The 15,320-nt window shown below is 69.9% G+C and carries 16 protein-coding genes; 14 read left to right on the forward strand and 2 right to left on the reverse strand.

Translation table 11 applies throughout. The features are described from left to right. Positions 1–69 precede the first annotated feature (69 nt). The 4 genes from ACFVJS_RS18320 to glmM all read left to right on the forward strand — a co-directional run bounded on the left by ACFVJS_RS18320 (position 70) and on the right by glmM (position 3,155). The gene (locus ACFVJS_RS18320) at positions 70–537 is read left to right on the forward strand and encodes a hypothetical protein (RefSeq protein WP_378883099.1); all 468 of its coding nucleotides are present in this window, start codon (positions 70–72) and stop codon (positions 535–537) included. A gap of 200 nt (positions 538–737) precedes the next feature. Next, positions 738–1,181 carry a 50S ribosomal protein L13 gene (gene rplM / locus ACFVJS_RS18325; RefSeq protein ID WP_378883101.1) on the forward strand — a complete coding sequence of 148 codons (444 nt, stop codon included), beginning with the start codon at positions 738–740 and terminating at the stop codon, positions 1,179–1,181. A 14-nt stretch (positions 1,182–1,195) separates the two neighbouring features. Beyond that, positions 1,196–1,696 (forward strand): 30S ribosomal protein S9, encoded by a 501-nt coding sequence (gene rpsI, locus ACFVJS_RS18330; RefSeq protein WP_008362446.1) that lies wholly within the window; start codon positions 1,196–1,198, stop codon positions 1,694–1,696. A gap of 103 nt (positions 1,697–1,799) precedes the next feature. Further along, positions 1,800–3,155 (forward strand): phosphoglucosamine mutase, encoded by a 1,356-nt coding sequence (glmM, locus tag ACFVJS_RS18335; RefSeq protein WP_378883104.1) that lies wholly within the window; start codon positions 1,800–1,802, stop codon positions 3,153–3,155. 123 nt (positions 3,156–3,278) lie between these two features. On the opposite strand, the gene coaA is transcribed toward glmM, so the two are convergent. Beyond that, positions 3,279–4,244, reverse strand: coding sequence for a type I pantothenate kinase (gene coaA, locus ACFVJS_RS18340; protein ID WP_378883107.1), 966 nt, complete (start codon positions 4,242–4,244; stop codon positions 3,279–3,281). A 70-nt stretch (positions 4,245–4,314) separates the two neighbouring features. Here coaA and glmS point away from each other — a divergent pair, with 70 nt between their 5' ends. The 10 genes from glmS (at position 4,315) to tsaD (ending at position 14,381) form a co-directional block, all read left to right on the forward strand. Beyond that, positions 4,315–6,159 (forward strand): glutamine--fructose-6-phosphate transaminase (isomerizing), encoded by a 1,845-nt coding sequence (gene glmS, locus ACFVJS_RS18345; RefSeq protein ID WP_378883110.1) that lies wholly within the window; start codon positions 4,315–4,317, stop codon positions 6,157–6,159. 13 nt (positions 6,160–6,172) lie between these two features. Next, positions 6,173–6,526 carry a holo-ACP synthase gene (locus tag ACFVJS_RS18350; RefSeq protein ID WP_378883113.1) on the forward strand — a complete coding sequence of 118 codons (354 nt, stop codon included), beginning with the start codon at positions 6,173–6,175 and terminating at the stop codon, positions 6,524–6,526. 60 nt (positions 6,527–6,586) lie between these two features. Beyond that, positions 6,587–7,987, forward strand: coding sequence for an NAD(P)H-hydrate epimerase (locus tag ACFVJS_RS18355; protein ID WP_378883116.1), 1,401 nt, complete (start codon positions 6,587–6,589; stop codon positions 7,985–7,987). A 26-nt stretch (positions 7,988–8,013) separates the two neighbouring features. Further along, complete coding sequence (alr, locus tag ACFVJS_RS18360; protein ID WP_378883119.1) at positions 8,014–9,189, forward strand: alanine racemase; 1,176 nt, start codon at positions 8,014–8,016, stop codon at positions 9,187–9,189. Next, a complete protein-coding gene (locus ACFVJS_RS18365) occupies positions 9,186–10,280 on the forward strand; it encodes an alpha/beta fold hydrolase (RefSeq protein ID WP_378883122.1) in 1,095 nt (364 codons plus the stop codon). Before alr ends, ACFVJS_RS18365 begins: the two co-directional genes overlap by 4 nt. Next, positions 10,277–11,221 carry a tRNA (adenosine(37)-N6)-threonylcarbamoyltransferase complex ATPase subunit type 1 TsaE gene (gene tsaE, locus ACFVJS_RS18370; protein ID WP_378883124.1) on the forward strand — a complete coding sequence of 315 codons (945 nt, stop codon included), beginning with the start codon at positions 10,277–10,279 and terminating at the stop codon, positions 11,219–11,221. The genes ACFVJS_RS18365 and tsaE overlap by 4 nt, the downstream gene beginning before the upstream one ends. Before the next feature lie 10 nt (positions 11,222–11,231). Further along, entirely contained in the window at positions 11,232–11,882 is a 651-nt protein-coding gene (tsaB, locus tag ACFVJS_RS18375; protein ID WP_378883127.1) for a tRNA (adenosine(37)-N6)-threonylcarbamoyltransferase complex dimerization subunit type 1 TsaB, read from the forward strand. Next, entirely contained in the window at positions 11,879–12,337 is a 459-nt protein-coding gene (rimI, locus tag ACFVJS_RS18380; protein WP_378883130.1) for a ribosomal protein S18-alanine N-acetyltransferase, read from the forward strand. The genes tsaB and rimI overlap by 4 nt, the downstream gene beginning before the upstream one ends. Positions 12,338–12,376: 39 nt before the next feature. After that, positions 12,377–12,940, forward strand: coding sequence for a hypothetical protein (locus ACFVJS_RS18385; RefSeq protein WP_378883132.1), 564 nt, complete (start codon positions 12,377–12,379; stop codon positions 12,938–12,940). Positions 12,941–13,319: 379 nt separating this feature from the next. Next, complete coding sequence (gene tsaD, locus ACFVJS_RS18390; protein WP_378883133.1) at positions 13,320–14,381, forward strand: tRNA (adenosine(37)-N6)-threonylcarbamoyltransferase complex transferase subunit TsaD; 1,062 nt, start codon at positions 13,320–13,322, stop codon at positions 14,379–14,381. Positions 14,382–14,396: 15 nt separating this feature from the next. On the opposite strand, the gene ACFVJS_RS18395 is transcribed toward tsaD, so the two are convergent. Further along, positions 14,397–15,320, reverse strand: a 924-nt coding sequence (locus ACFVJS_RS18395; RefSeq protein WP_378883135.1) for a methyltransferase domain-containing protein, incomplete at its 5' end; no start/stop codon positions are given.

Below are 15,320 nucleotides of genomic sequence, written 5' to 3' on the forward strand. Positions count from 1 at the left end.
GTCGTGGTTTTCAGCAGTGCCACAGGCAGGGCACAGCCTCGGCACAGGAACCGGGCGGACTCTGGAAACATGAGCGACACGAGCAAGGACGACCGGGCGCCCGAGCCGGTGCAGCCGACGGTCGAGCAGCCTGCGCCGGCGCAACCGGCTCCGGTCGCGGCGACTTACGCGCCACCGACCTACGGCCCGCCGCCCCCGCCGCCGGCGCCGAAGAAGAAGCTCTCCGGCCAAGTCTTCGGTTGGAAGAGCGTCGCGGCCGCGGCGGTCGCCGGCCTCGTCATCGGTGGCGGCGTCGCCACGGGTGTCGTCGCCGCGGTCGTCGACGGTGGCTCCGACCAGGTCCCGCGGGAGCTCGGCCAGATGCGCGGTGGCGGCGAGATGCCCTACCGGCAGCTGCCCGACGGTGGTCAGCTGCCCGACTTCGGCCAGCCATTTTCCGGGTCAGTCGAGCTGACCCACCCGAGATCGCGTACGCCGCCAGGCGCCCCGACCGGCGGCGTACGTCTTGATTTGTCTCTGCTGCGCGGGGACTCGTAACCTTGTGAGGTCGTGACTCCTGCCGCGTCCTGATCCCTGGTTCCGATGTGAACCGACGCACGGTCAGGGGCGCAGATCCGGATGACTGTCGCTGGGAATCCCAGTGGCGGGGCAAGCCGGGCCGTGTTCGTCAGAAGCCACGCAGCACCATCCCGCCTCCTGCATCCGCTGGGCGGGCACTACGAACTAAGAAGGCACACGTGCGTACTTACGCTCCCAAGCCGGGCGACATCGAGCGCGCCTGGCTCGTGATCGACGCGACCGACGTTCGTCTCGGCCGCCTCGCTGTCCAGGTCGCCGAGCTCCTCCGCGGCAAGCACAAGGCGATCTTCGCGCCCAACGCGGACACCGGCGACTTCGTCATCGTGATCAACGCCGAGAAGGTCTCCCTCTCCGGCAACAAGAAGGCCACCAAGCTGGCTTACCGTCACTCGGGCTACCCGGGCGGTCTGACGGCCACCCCGATCGGTGAGGTCCTGGACAAGGACGCTCGCAAGGCGATCGAGAAGGCTGTGTGGGGCATGCTGCCGAAGAACAAGCTCGGCCGTCAGATGCTCAAGAAGCTGAAGGTCTACTCCGGCCCTGAGCACCCGCACGCCGCGCAGCAGGCCGTTCCGTTCGAGATCAAGCAGATCGCCCAGTGAGCCAGGACCAGAACATGACTGAGAACACCGTAGAGGTCGAGGAGACCTTCGAGACCGACGAGCAGGGCCTCGCGTACACCTCCGAGAGCGCCCCGTCCGCCGACACCCCCGAGCGCCCGGCGACCATCGCCCCGGCTGCCGCCACCGGCCGCCGCAAGGAGGCCGTCGCCCGCGTCCGGATCGTCCCGGGCACCGGCGCGTGGACCATCAACGGTCGCACCATCGAGGACTACTTCCCGAACAAGCTGCACCAGCAGGTCGCGAACGAGCCGTTCGTCGCGCTGCAGCTCGAGGGTCGCTTCGACGTGATCGCCCGCATCGACGGCGGCGGCATCGCCGGCCAGGCCGGCGCCCTGCGTCTCGGCGTGGCCCGTGCCCTGAACGACGTCGACGTCGAGGCCAACCGCCCGACCCTGAAGAAGGCCGGTCTGCTCACCCGTGACGCCCGCGTCGTGGAGCGCAAGAAGGCCGGTCTCAAGAAGGCCCGCAAGGCCTCGCAGTTCAGCAAGCGCTGATCGCCCTGGAGATCGCCTAGCATTGTTGGGGTGCCTCGGCTCGCCGAGGCACCCCCACTCAATTTCGGGCGGGGGCCGACGTACGAAAGAAGGTCACACGGACGTGGCACGCCTTTTCGGCACTGACGGAGTTCGCGGTCTCGCGAACGGCGAGGTTCTCACTGCCTCGCTCGCCCAGAAGCTGGCGACCTCTGCAGCACTGGTCCTGACCGAGGAGCTTCGCGGCTCCGGCAGCGGACGTAAGCCGCTGGCGGTCATCGGCAACGACTCGCGGGTCTCGGGGCAATTCCTGCAGGCGACGGTCGCCGGCGGCCTGGCCTCGGCCGGCTGCGACGTGATCGAGGTCGGCGTGCTGCCGACGCCCGGCGTCGCCTACCTCACCGCGGCCCTGCAGGCCGACCTCGGCGTGGTCATCTCGGCCTCGCACAACCCGATGCCCGACAACGGCATCAAGTTCCTCCAGCGCGGCGGGCACAAGCTCGACGACGTGCTCGAGGACCGGATCGAGGCCCACCTCGACGAGCCCTGGGATCGCCCGACGGGCGCCTCGGTGGGCCGGATCTCGTCCCACGACAACCCCGTGGAGACGTACGCAGCCCACCTGGTCTCCACGCTCGAGCGGCGTCTCGACGGGTTGACCGTCGTCGTCGACTGCGCCAACGGTGCCGCCGCGGCTGCTGGGCCGCTGGCCCTGGACCAGGCCGGCGCGAAGGTCATCGCGATCAACGACATCAACGACGGACTGTCGATCAACGACGGTGTCGGCTCGACCCACCCGGAGATGCTCCAGAAGGCCGTCGTCGAGCACGGCGCCGACGTCGGATTCGCCTGGGACGGCGACGCCGACCGGTGTCTGGCCGTCGACGCCGAGGGCAACCTGGTCGACGGCGACCAGCTGATCGCGATCCTCGCCCTCGGCCTCCACGACGCGGGTCGACTCCCCGACGACACCGTCGTGGTCACCGTGATGAGCAACCTCGGCTTCGTCAAGGCGATGGACGCCGCCGGCGTGCAGGTGAAGCAGACCGCCGTGGGCGACCGCTACGTGCTCGAGGAGATGCGCCGCGGCGGCTACGCCATCGGCGGCGAGCAGTCCGGCCACATCATCATGAGCGAGCACGCCACCACCGGTGACGGCATCCTCACCGCGCTCCACGTCCTGCAGCGGATGACCGACACCGGGCGTACGCTCGCCGACCTCGCCTCCGTCGTCACCCGCCTCCCGCAGGTGCTGCTCAACGTCAAGGGCGTCGACAAGGCCCGCTGCAAGACGGACTCCGGTCTCCTGGAGGCGGTCGCCGCAGAGGAGACGGCCCTCGCCGGCTCCGGCCGGATCCTGCTGCGCCCCTCCGGCACTGAGAACCTCGTACGCGTCATGGTCGAGGCTCCCACCCACCACGAGGCCGAGGCCTGTGCCGAGCGGCTCGCGGACGTGGTGCGGGCGCGGCTGGCGCTCTGAACTTCCGTCACACTGGCCTCAGGAATACCCGGTTAACAGGGTATTCCTGCACTTCTCGGGCATTGCAACACCCATTAAGTGCAGGAATACCCGGTTAACCGGGTATCCCAACGACCCGGCGAATCAGATCTTCCGCAACCTCACGTAGCGCACCGAGTGGTCGCTGTCCTTGCGGAGAACCAGGGTGGCGCGGGAGCGGGTGGGGAGCACGTTCTCGCGGAGGTTGGGGCCGTTGATCTCGTCCCAGATCTCGGTGGCGCGGGTGACCGCCTCGTCGTGCGACAGGGCGGCGTACTTCGTGAAGTAGGACGACGGGTCACGGAAGGCGGTCTCGCGCAGCCGCAGGAAGCGGTCGACGTACCACTGCTTGATGTCGCGCGACCCGGCGTCGACGTAGACGGAGAAGTCGAAGAAGTCCGAGAGGGCCAGCGAGATGGTGCCGTCGGCGCGGACCCTCGAGGGCTGCAGGACGTTGAGTCCCTCGAGGATGACGATGTCGGGTTTCTTGACGATGACGGTCTGGTCGGTGACGTCGTAGGTCAGGTGGGAGTAGATCGGCGCGCGCACCTCGTCCTCGCCCGACTTGAGGTCGACGAGGAAGCGGAGGAGGGCCTTGCGGTCGTAGGACTCCGGGAAGCCCTTGCGGTCCATCAGGCCGCGCCGCTCGAGCTCGGCGTTGGGGTAGAGGAACCCGTCGGTGGTGACCAGGGCGACGTTGGGATGCTCGGGCCAGTGGGCGAGCATCTGCTGGAGCACACGCGCGGTGGTCGACTTGCCGACCGCGACGGACCCGGCGACCCCGATGACGAAGGGCGTACGCTCCGGCATCGTCTTGCCGAGGAACAGCTCCTGCTGGTCGTGGAGCTTGGCCGAGGCGCTCACGTAGAGGCTGAGCAGGCGGCTCAGCGGTAGGTAGACCTCCTCGACCTCCTTGAGGTCAATCTGGTCACCCAGGCCACGCAGCGACTCGATCTCGGCCTCGGTCAGCGGACTCTCGGTCTCGGTCGCGAGCTCGGCCCACGCGCTACGGTCGAGCTCGACGTAGGGCGAGGAGCCGCGGTCATCGCCGTGTGGCCCGGGGTGTGACATGGCAACGATTGTTACGCACCGGCGCCGCCACTTCCTGATGGGGTCCACCAGCGCCGTAGGATCATCCGCCATGTGCGGCATCGTTGGGTACGTCGGAGACCGGTCGGCGCAGAGCGTCGTGATCGATGGCCTGCGGCGGTTGGAGTACCGCGGCTATGACTCGGCCGGGATCGCGTTGGTGGCCGGCGGGAAGCTGGCCGTGGACAAGCGGGCCGGCAAGCTCGCCAACCTGGAGAAGGCGATCGCGGACACGCCGCTGCCGGCGTCGACGACCGGGATCGGCCACACCCGCTGGGCGACCCACGGCGGTCCGACCGACGGCAACGCCCACCCCCACATCGGCCGCACCGGACGCGTCGCGGTCGTGCACAACGGGATCATCGAGAACTTCGCCGAGCTGCGCTCCTCCCTGGAGGCCGACGGGCACGAGTTCTCCTCGCAGACCGACACCGAGGTGGCCGCTCACCTGCTCGAGCGAGAGGTCGTCGGCGGGACCGACCTGACCATCGCGATGCAGAGGGTCTGCTCGATCCTCGAAGGTGCCTTCACCTTCGTCGCGGTCGATGCCGAGGACCCGTCCCGGGTCGTCGCCGCTCGCCGCAACAGCCCGCTCGTGGTCGGTCTCGGCGAGGGCGAGTCCTTCCTCGGCTCCGACGTCGCCGCCTTCATCGAGCACACCCGCGAGGCGCTCGAGCTCGACCAGGACCAGGTCGTCACCATCACGCGCGACGGGGCGACGGTCACCAACTTCGACGGCACGCCCGCCGAGGGCCGCCGCTTCCACGTCGACTGGGACCTCGCGGCCGCCGAGAAGGACGGCCACGACTGGTTCATGCGCAAGGAGATCCTCGAGCAGCCTCGCGCTGTCGCCGACTCGCTGCTGGGGCGACGTACGCCTTCGGGGTCGCTCCACCTCGACGAGATGCGGCTCGACGACGACGAGCTGCGCGAGGTCACCAAGATCATCATCATCGCCGCGGGGACGTCGTTCTACGCGGGCATGGTCGCCAAGTACGCCATCGAGCACTGGTGCCGGATCTCGGTCGAGGTCGAGCTGGCGAGCGAGTTCCGCTATCGCGACCCCATCCTCGACAACTCCACCCTGGTGGTGGCGATCTCGCAGTCCGGCGAGACCGCCGACACCTTGCAGGCGATCCGGCACGCGCGCTCGCAGCGCTCCAAGGTGCTGGCGATCTGCAACACCAACGGCTCCACCATCCCGCGCGAGTCCGACGCGGTGATCTACACCCACGCCGGCCCGGAGATCGGGGTCGCCTCGACCAAGGGGTACGTCACCCAGCTGGTCGCCTGCTACCTGCTCGCGCTCTACCTGGCCCAGGTGAAGGGCACGATGTACGGCGACGAGATCGACGGCGTGATGACCCAGCTCGAGGCCATGCCGGACGCGGTCGCGAAGGTGCTGGAGACGGCGCCGCAGGTCTACGACCTGGCGCGGGAGTACGCCGACCGTCGAGCCTTCCTGTTCCTCGGGCGCCACGCCGGCTACCCGGTGGCCCTGGAGGGCGCGCTCAAGCTCAAGGAGCTCGCCTACCTGCACGCCGAGGGGTTCGCGGCCGGTGAGCTCAAGCACGGCCCGATCGCCCTGGTCGAGGAGGGCCTGCCGATCTGGTGCATCGTGCCCCCGCGCGGCCGCGACTTCCTCCACGACAAGATGCGCTCCGGGATCATGGAGGTGCGCGCCCGCGGCGCCCGCACGATCGCGCTGGTCGAGGAGGGTGACGACTCGGTCGACTCGGTCTCCGACACGATTATCCGGCTGCCCAAGGTGCCCGTCCTCCTGCAGCCTCTGGTCGCGGTCGTGCCGATGCAGCTCTTCGCCTGCCAGCTCGCCACCGAGCTCGGCTACGACGTCGACCAGCCCCGCAACCTCGCCAAGTCCGTCACGGTCGAGTGATGGCGCTGCGCTGATGGCTGTGATCGGAGTCGGGATCGACGTCTGCGACCTCGAGCGCTTCGCGGAGTCGCTGGAGCGTACGCCGCGGCTGCGGGAGCGCCTGTTCACCCCTGCGGAGGCGACGAAGCCGATCGCCTCGCTGGCGGCCCGGTTCGCCGCGAAGGAGGCGCTCGCCAAGGCGCTCGGTGCGCCGCAGGGGATGGAGTGGCACGACGCCGAGGTGATCTCGGAGTCGTCGGGACAGCCACGGTTCGAGCTCCGTGGCACGGTTCTGGCGCAGGCCGCGAAGCTCGGCGTCGCCACTGTCCACCTCTCGCTCTCCCACGACGCCGGGATCGCCTCGGCGATGGTCGTCCTGGAGGACTGACGGGCTTGTTCGAGCCCTTCGGCCCGGCCCCAGCAGCGCCTCGGCGCGTAGGCTGGAGTCATGCGGCGTGCGCACTCGGTGGAGCAGGTCAGAGCGGCGGAGAAGGCCTTGATGGCAGCCCTGCCCGAAGGCGCCCTGATGCAGCGCGCCGCGGCCGGGCTGGCCTACGCGGTCATCGGTCACCTGGGCGGTGCCTACGGGAAGCGTGTCGTCCTGCTCGTCGGGAGCGGCGACAACGGCGGAGACGCGCTGTACGCAGGGGCGCTGCTCGCGCGTCGCGGGGCGCTGGTCGAGGCATGGTTGCTCTCGGATCGGGCGCACGCGGGTGGGTTGGCGGCGATGAAGACCGCCGGTGGCAGGGTTGTGAAGCTCAGCGAGGGCTATAGGTCACTCTCAGTTTCACAACCCTCGGTGGTCGTCGACGGGATCGTGGGGATCGGTGGGAAGCCGGGGCTGCGCCCGGACGCCGAGGCGGCGCTGGAGATGCTCTCCGGGGTTCCGGTGGTCGCTGTCGACACGCCGAGCGGGGTCTGCGTCGACACCGGCGAGGTCGACGGCGCTCATGTGACCGCCGACCTGACCGTCACCTTCGGCACCTACAAGCCCTGTCATCTGCTCGACCCGGCGGCATCGTCCTGCGGGAAGGTCAAGCTGGTCGACATCGGCCTCGACCTTCCGACGCCGACGATCGAGAGCCTGGAGGCAGCCGACGTGGCCGCGCTGGTGCCACGCCCGGCGCCGGACGGGCACAAGTACACCCGTGGTGTGGTCGGTCTGCGGGTCGGCAGCGCCACCTATCCCGGCGCGGCGCTGCTGGCGGTCGCCGGCGCCAACACCGGTCTGGCGGGGATGGTCCGCTACGTCGGGACCGCCTCGGAGTGGGTCAAGCGCCAGCATCCGGAGGTGGTCGGCGACGGCCAAGCCCAGGCCTGGGTGGTCGGCTCCGGCAGTGCCGACGGTGCCAACAGCGCGCTCGCGTTCGCGCGGGCCAGCGGCGTACCGCTCGTGATCGACGCCGACAGCCTCCGCCCGTTGACGGGGCCGCTCGGGGTGCCGGCGATCCTGACACCGCATGCGGGCGAGCTGGCGGCGCTCCTCCGGCAGGATCGCGCCGACATCGAGGCCCGTCCGCTGCACTACGCGCGGCTCGCGGCCCAGCGGTTCGACGCGGTGGTGCTGCTCAAGGGTCGGCGCACGACCATCGCCGCGCCGGACCCCGACACGCCGGTACGCGTCAACACCACCGGCACCTCCTGGCTGGCCACCGCCGGCTCGGGCGACGTCCTCGGCGGGCTGATCGGCTCGCTCCTCGCCACTGGTCTCGCGCCCATCGATGCCGCCTCGGCCGGGGCCTGGCTGCACGGTGCGGCGGCGACCCTCGCGAGCGCCGGCGGGCCGGTCACCGCGAGTGGCGTCGCCGCCGCGATACCTGCCGTTATCCGATCCCTTCCTGCTGTCTGAAGCTAGCGCCAACTACCCTTGACACCATGTCACCGAGCCCAGCGCCTCGGGCTCCGCTTCGGCGAGCCGAGATCGTCATCGACCTCGCCGCGATCCGACACAACGTCTCGCGGCTCAGGGAGCACCTGCGTACGCCGATCATGACGGTGGTCAAGGCCGACGGCTACGGCCACGGGCTGATCGAGGCCGGACGGGCTGCTCGCGAGGGTGGTGCGGACTGGCTCGGCGTGGCCTCGGCCGACGAGGCGCTCGCGCTGCGCGCGGCCGGCGACGAGGGCCTGCTGCTGGCCTGGCTGATCATGCCGAACGAGCCCGCTGAGGACCTCGTGGCGGCCGACATCGACGTCACCGCCTACACGATCGCCGACCTGGAGAAGTTCGCCGCTGCCGGCGACACCCTGGGCCGTACGCCGCGGGTGCAGCTCAAGGTCGACACCGGGCTCTCCCGGGGCGGCGCGGCGTTCGCCGACTGGGCGAACCTGGTCGGCCTGGCGCGGATCCTCGAGGCCGAGGGAGCGATCCGGGTCACGGGCATCTGGTCCCACTTCAGCTCCAGCGAGAACACCGCCGACCCCGCCAGCGCCCTCCAGGAGAAGGTCTTCGGGGAGGCGCTCGCGGTCGCCGAGGAGGCGGGGCTGCGGCCCGAGGTGCGCCACCTGGCCAACTCCGCGGGAGCGCTGCTGCGCCCCAGCGCACGGCTCGACCTGGTCCGGGTCGGGATCGCGACGTACGGCATCGACCCGGCTCCGGGCGTGGAGGGGTCGCCGTGGGCCGAGCTCGGACTCGTCCCGGCGATGACCGTGCGGGCCGAGCTGGCCCTGGTCAAGCGGATCGAGGCCGGCGCGGGCGTGTCCTACAACCACACCTGGGTCGCGGAGGAGCCGACCACGGTGGGGCTGGTCCCGGTCGGCTATGCCGAGGGGATCCAGCGTCGCTCCGGGAATCGTGCCTCGGTGTGGGTCGACGGCGCACGCCGTCCCGTACGGGGCACCATCTGCATGGACCAGATCGTGGTCGATCTCGGGGACTCCACGGTCGAACCCGGTGCCGAGGTGGTCCTGTGGGGCACCGGCGCCGATGGCGAGCCGACCGCCCAGGACTGGGCGGAGGCGAGCGAGACCATCGCCTACGAGGTCGTCACCAGGATCGGAGGACGGATGAAGCGGCGTTACGTCGACACCGAGCAGGGAGGCGACCAATGAGCATCGCAACACGTATCGGTCAGATCGCGGCAGGGACCTTGGGCGCGGCGGCGGTCGCCGCCGCGGCCCGCGGCGCGGTGGTGGTCAAGAAGCGCCGTCGCGCGATCGAGGAACGTCCGGAAGACCGGACCCCGCTCGGCACGCTGCGGTCCTGCCCGATCACCGTGGTCACCTCCGACGGCGTACCTCTGCACGTCGAGGTCGACGAGGTCGACCAGGCCCACAACCACAACGGCGCGTCGAGCAACGTGACGCTCGTCTTCGTGCACGGCTACTGCCTCAACCTCGACTGCTGGCACTTCCAGCGTGCCGCCTACCGGGGCCTGGTGCGGTCGGTCTTCTACGACCAGCGCAGCCATGGTCGCAGTGGCCGGTCCTCGCTCGGCAACGCCACCATCGACCAGCTCGGCGACGACCTGCTGCGGGTGCTCGACGCGGTCGTTCCGGAGGGACCGGTGATCCTGGTCGGCCACTCGATGGGCGGGATGACCATCGCCGCGTTCGCCGAGGACCACCCCGAGCTGTTCGCGCCCTACGACGAGGGCGGCCGCGTCATCGGCGTCGCTCTGATCTCGACGACCGCCGGTGGTCTGGACCCGAGTCGGCTGCTGATCCCGGTGCTCCCGGCCAAGCTGTCCGGCGGGATCGCCAACGGCACCATGCGCACGCTGGCCAGGGGCCACGGGATCGTCGACCGGTTCCGCGCCATGGGCTCCTCGGTGGCGACCGTCTTCACCGACGTCTTCGCGTTCGGTGACGAGGTGCCCGAGGCGTACGTCGAGTTCGTCGACGGGCTGCTCTCGCAGACGCCGTTCGAGGTGGTCGCGGAGTTCTTCCCGAGCTTTCGCGCGCTGGACAAGTTCTCGAGCGTCGCCGCGATGGGACGCGTGCCGACCACGATCATCTGCGGCACCGCCGACCGGCTCACCGCGGTCGGTCACAGCCGCAAGCTGCACTCCTACATCCCCGGCTCGCGCCTGGTGGAGTGCGAGAAGGCCGGGCACATGGTCATCCTCGAGCGCCACGGCCAGGTCAACGCCGAGCTCGACCAGCTGCTCGCCTCGGCCACCCGGGATGCGGCCTCGGCATGACGCTCGTCTTCGAGCGGGTCGGGGCGGATGCCGCGGCGGAGGTGCTCGGTATCGTCCGCGCGGCCTTCTCCGCCCGCCCGCCCCTGAACCCGCCTGCCGATGCGCTCGGGGAGACCGAGGGGTCGATGAAGGAGCGCCTCGCCGGCTTCGGCGGTGTGCTGGCACGACTGGATGGGGTCGGCGTCGGGACCGTTCTCATGGACCCCGCCGACTCGACCCTGTGGCTGCGCCGATTCGCTGTTCTTCCTGATCAGCAGGGTCATGGCGTGGCGCACAAGATGGTGACGTACGCCGCCGAGGTCGCCCGCGCGGAGGGCTTCGGCGACCTCGCGGTGATCGCTCGCGAGGAGCTCCCGGCGACGTTGCGGTTCTGGGAGCGGCAGGGCTTTCGAGAGATCTCGCGCGAGTCGCCGGCGGTGCGGCTCCACCGTCCGCTGAACGAGCACGTCGTCGAGGCGCTCGACGCCGAGGCGATGTTCGAGCTGGGCCGGCGGGTAGCCGGTGTGGTGACGGCCGGCGACTTGCTCGTCCTCTCCGGTGGTCTCGGCGCCGGCAAGACCACCTTCACCAAGGGTCTCGGGGCGGGCCTGGGCGTACGCGGCGAGATCACCTCGCCGACCTTCGTGATCGCCCGGGTGCATCCCTCGACGGTCGGAGGCCCGGAGCTGGTCCACGTCGATGCCTATCGGCTCGGCGGGATGGACGAGCTCGACGACCTCGACCTGGACACCGACCTCGACGAGGCGGTCACCGTGGTCGAGTGGGGCGAGGGGCTGGCCGAGGGGCTCTCCGACTCGCGCCTGGAGATCCGGATCGTACGTGCCGAGGCCGACGAGGCGCCCCTCGATCTGGTCGAGGCACCTGACGGCGCTGATCCGCGACGGGTCGAGATCGTCCCCGTCGGGGACCGCTGGCGTGGCGTGGATCTGAGCGCGCTCTAGGGTGTGAGTTGTGCTTCTCGCCTTTGACACCGCCACGCACCAGGTGACCGTGGCACTCCACGATGGTGACGACGTCGTCGCCGAGCTCGTCTCCGACCGGACCATGAAGCACGGTGAGCAGCTCGCGCCGCTGATCTCCGACGTCATGGCGGAGGCCGAGATCGTACGTCAGGACCTGACCGCCATCGCCGTCGGTGCCGGCCCCGGGCCGTTCACCGGTCTCCGGGTCGGGCTGGTCACCGCCCGGACGCTCGGGTTCGTGCTGGAGATCCCGGTCTATGCGGCCTGCAGCTTGGACGTGCTGGCGGTGGAAGCCGTCGCCTCCGAGGTCTCAGGACCCTTCTTCGTGGCGACCGACGCGCGGCGCAAGGAGGTCTACCTGGCCTCCTACGACCCAGACGGCGTACGTCTCGAGGGTCCCGTCGTCGCCCGCCCGGCCGAGGTCGCCACCTCGATGCCGGTGGTCGGGGAGGGAGCGCTGCTCTATCCGGACGCGTTCACGTCGGCGCTCGGTCCGCAGCGCCCGTCCGCGGGCTGGCTGGCGCGGGCCGTGGCCGAGGAGCGGGTCGAGCTGATGGACCCCGAGCCGCTCTATCTGCGTCGGCCCGACGCGGTGGAGCAGGCTGCCCAGAACAAGGTCCAGAAGAAAGTCTCGCAGTGATCGTACGCTCGGCCGGCTCGGACGACATCGACTCGATCGCCGCACTCGAGGTCGAGGCGTTCCCCGACGACGCCTGGACCCGCGACTACCTGCAGATCGCGATCGACGGGAAGATGCCGACGGTCCGGATCCTCGTCGCCGAGGAGGGTGGGGTGGTCGTGGGTCATGCGCTGATGAGCGTCGTCTATGAGATCGCCGAGCTCCAGCGGATCGCGGTCGCGGCCGACCAGCGGCGGCAGGGGATCGGCCGGGCACTTCTCGAGGCCTGTGTCGAGCTGGCACGAGAGGAGCAGGCCGAGCGGGTGTTGCTCGAAGTGCGCGAAGACAACGCCGCCGCTCTCGCGTTCTACGACCGAGCGGGGTTCGTCGAGATCGACCGCCGCGAGCGTTACTACCGTGATGGGGCGACGGGGATCGTCCTGGCGATGGATCTCACTGGCTCGACGGACGCCTGACGAAGACGCCCGACCGAAATGTCGGTGGTCTGTGGTGCGATGAGTGCCATGGTCTTTCACCGCAACGGCTTCGAATCGCAGACGGCTGGCATCGCCTTGGCAAGGACGATCGGCCGCGATGGTCTGCGGGCGCCCACCCTCAAGGTTGTCGCCGAGGAGGCGAACATGGGTGTGTCGACGTTGCACAAGTGGTTCGCCGGACGGGAGAACATGCTGCCCCACGCTGCGGTGGGGTTCGCCGGCATCTACTGGGAGGAGATCGCTCAGCGCGTGAACGCACGGGGATGGGCAGGCTACCTGCCCTCGACCCGGGACGAGATCTTCTTTCTCCGGGCCTGGCTTGGAGTCGAGGAACTCGCCCGGACGAACGACGATGTCGGGGCGGCGGTCCGAGACCTGTGGGGCAACGTCAGATTCTGGCTTCGCAGCTCGATCGGCCGCGATCTCACGGACTTCGAATCTGGAGGGCTGACGATTCTGCTCCGTGGATTGTGGGACGGCCTCTGCTCCGCCGATCCGATCGATCCTGATCTCGCGCAACAACTCTGGACCGCCGCTTACTCGGCCCTCCATGACGATCTGGACAGCGCCCGAGCCGCCTGAGGGGCGGGAGCTTGATGAAGCGCTCCTCGGGCAGGCACAGTGCGTCCCACGCGAACGAAAGTTCGTTCGCGTGCTCGCGAGGGATGAAGATTCGTTCGCGTGTGCTGGGTGAATGAACGTTCGTGCACGCGTCTGGGGTGAATGAAAGTTCGTTCGCGCTCCCGCGAAGAATGAAGTCTTCGGCGCCCATGTGCTGGGTGAATGAACGTTCGTGCACGCGTGCGAGGCGAATGAAAATTCGTTCGCGTCCGCCGGGTGAATGAACGTTCGTCCACGCGTCTGGGGTGAAGGAAAGCCTGGGGTGAAGGAAAGTTCGTTCATCCGCCTCAGCCAGGGGCGGGCTCCCGGCTCCGGATCCACCGGGAGGCAGAATGGGTTCATGACTTCCGGTGCCCTCGTTGATGAGCCCCTGGTCCTCGGGATCGAGACGTCGTGCGACGAGACGGGGATCGGCGTTGTGCGCGGGCACACGCTGCTGGCCGATGCCGTGGCGAGCAGCGTCGAGGAGCATGCCCGCTTCGGCGGGGTCGTGCCCGAGGTCGCGAGCCGGGCGCACCTCGAGGCGATGGTGCCCACGATCGAGCGCGCCTGTGCGGAGTCGGGCATCAAGCTGCACGACGTCGACGCCATCGCCGTCACCGCCGGGCCCGGCCTCGCGGGCGCCCTGCTGGTCGGAGTGGCGGCGGCCAAGGCCCTGGCACTCGGCCTCGACAAGCCGATCTACGGGGTCAACCACCTGGCCTCGCACGTCGCGGTCGACCAGCTGCAGCACGGGCCGCTTCCCGAGCCGTGCGTGGCGATGCTGGTCTCCGGCGGCCACTCCAGCCTGCTCAAGGTTACCGACATCACCGAGGGCGTCGACCCGATGGGTGCGACGATCGACGACGCGGCAGGGGAGGCCTTCGACAAAGTCGCCCGCCTGCTCGGCCTCGGCTTCCCGGGCGGCCCGGTGATCGACAGGACCGCGACGTCGGGCAACTCGATCGCGATCGACTTCCCGCGCGGGCTCACCAGCCGCCGCGACCTCGAACGGCACCGCTTCGACTTCTCCTTCTCAGGCCTCAAGACCGCCGTCGCCCGTTGGATCGAGGCGAAGGAGCGCAGCGGCGAGCCTGTCCCGGTCGCCGACGTCGCCGCCAGCTTCCAGGAGGCCGTCGTCGACGTGCTGGTGCGGAAGGCCCTCGACGCGGCCTCCTCCGAGGGCATCGAGGACATCATCATCGGCGGCGGCGTCGCCGCGAACAGCCGGCTCCGGGTGCTCGCCGAGGAGCGCGCCACCAAGCTCGGTATCCGGGTCCGCGTCCCGCGCCCGGGCCTGTGCACGGACAACGGCGCGATGGTGGCTGCGCTGGGGGCGGAGATGGTGGCCAGGGGGCGTACGCCTTCGGCGCTGGACCTCCCGGCCGACTCGTCCCAGCCGATCACGTCCGTCCTGGTCTGACCCGCGGCCCGGCCCTCAGAACGGCCGCACCAGCAGACAGGTCCCCTCGCCGGCAGCCCTGGTGAGCACGATCGTGGCTTCCGCGGAACCCGACAGCGCGAGCCGCTTGCGAAGCTGCTCGGGCACGACCTGCACGCCCCGCTTCTTGATCGTCAGCTTCCCGATGCCGCGCTCCCGCAGAGCCGCCTTGAGCTGCTTCTCCCGGTAGGGGAGCTCCTCGAGCACCTGATACCCGCGGGCGAAGGGTGTCTCGAAGGAGGCGGAGGAGGTGACGTACGCGATGTGCTCGTCGATCAGATGGCCCTGCACGCCCGCAGCGACGGCCGTGACCAGCCCGGCGCGGATCACCGCACCGTCGGGCTCGTAGAGGAACTCAGCGACCTCGCCGACCTCGCCGCCCGGGTCGTCCTCGGAGGTGAGCGTCGCCAGGCCGCGCTCGCCGATGACGGTGGCCCGGCGGTGAGTGCTGGCCAGCGAGCCCGACCACAGCGCTGCCTCCTTGACCTCGCCGCGGTCGCTGACCCACTCGGCCTCGACCTTGTCGGGTACGAGGTCGTGTGGGATACCGGGGGCGACCTTCACGCACGCGTCGCGCGCGAAGAGGGTCTCGACCCACGACCAAGGCGGGGTCCACCCCTCCGCGGAGAAGACCCGGCCCTTGGCGCCGCGACGTGCGGGATCCGCGTACGCGACGTCGAAAGGTGAGTGGTCGACGGCGGTCGCGTCGGCGACGGTGACGGCGCCGGGGAGCCCGAGGGCGTCGAGGTTCGCCCGGGCGACGGCGACCCGCTCCGGATCGTTGTCGACCCCGGCGGCGGTGAGGCCAGCGCGGGAGGAGGCGATCAGGTCGCCGCCGATCCCGCAGCCGAGATCGATGACGCTGGCCGCGTCGAAGGCACGCAGTCGCGCCGCCCGGTGATGGGCGACGGCGAGGCGCGT

Origin of the sequence: Nocardioides sp. NPDC057772 (assembly GCF_042798075.1) — a bacterium.
GTDB lineage: Bacteria > Actinomycetota > Actinomycetes > Propionibacteriales > Nocardioidaceae > Nocardioides.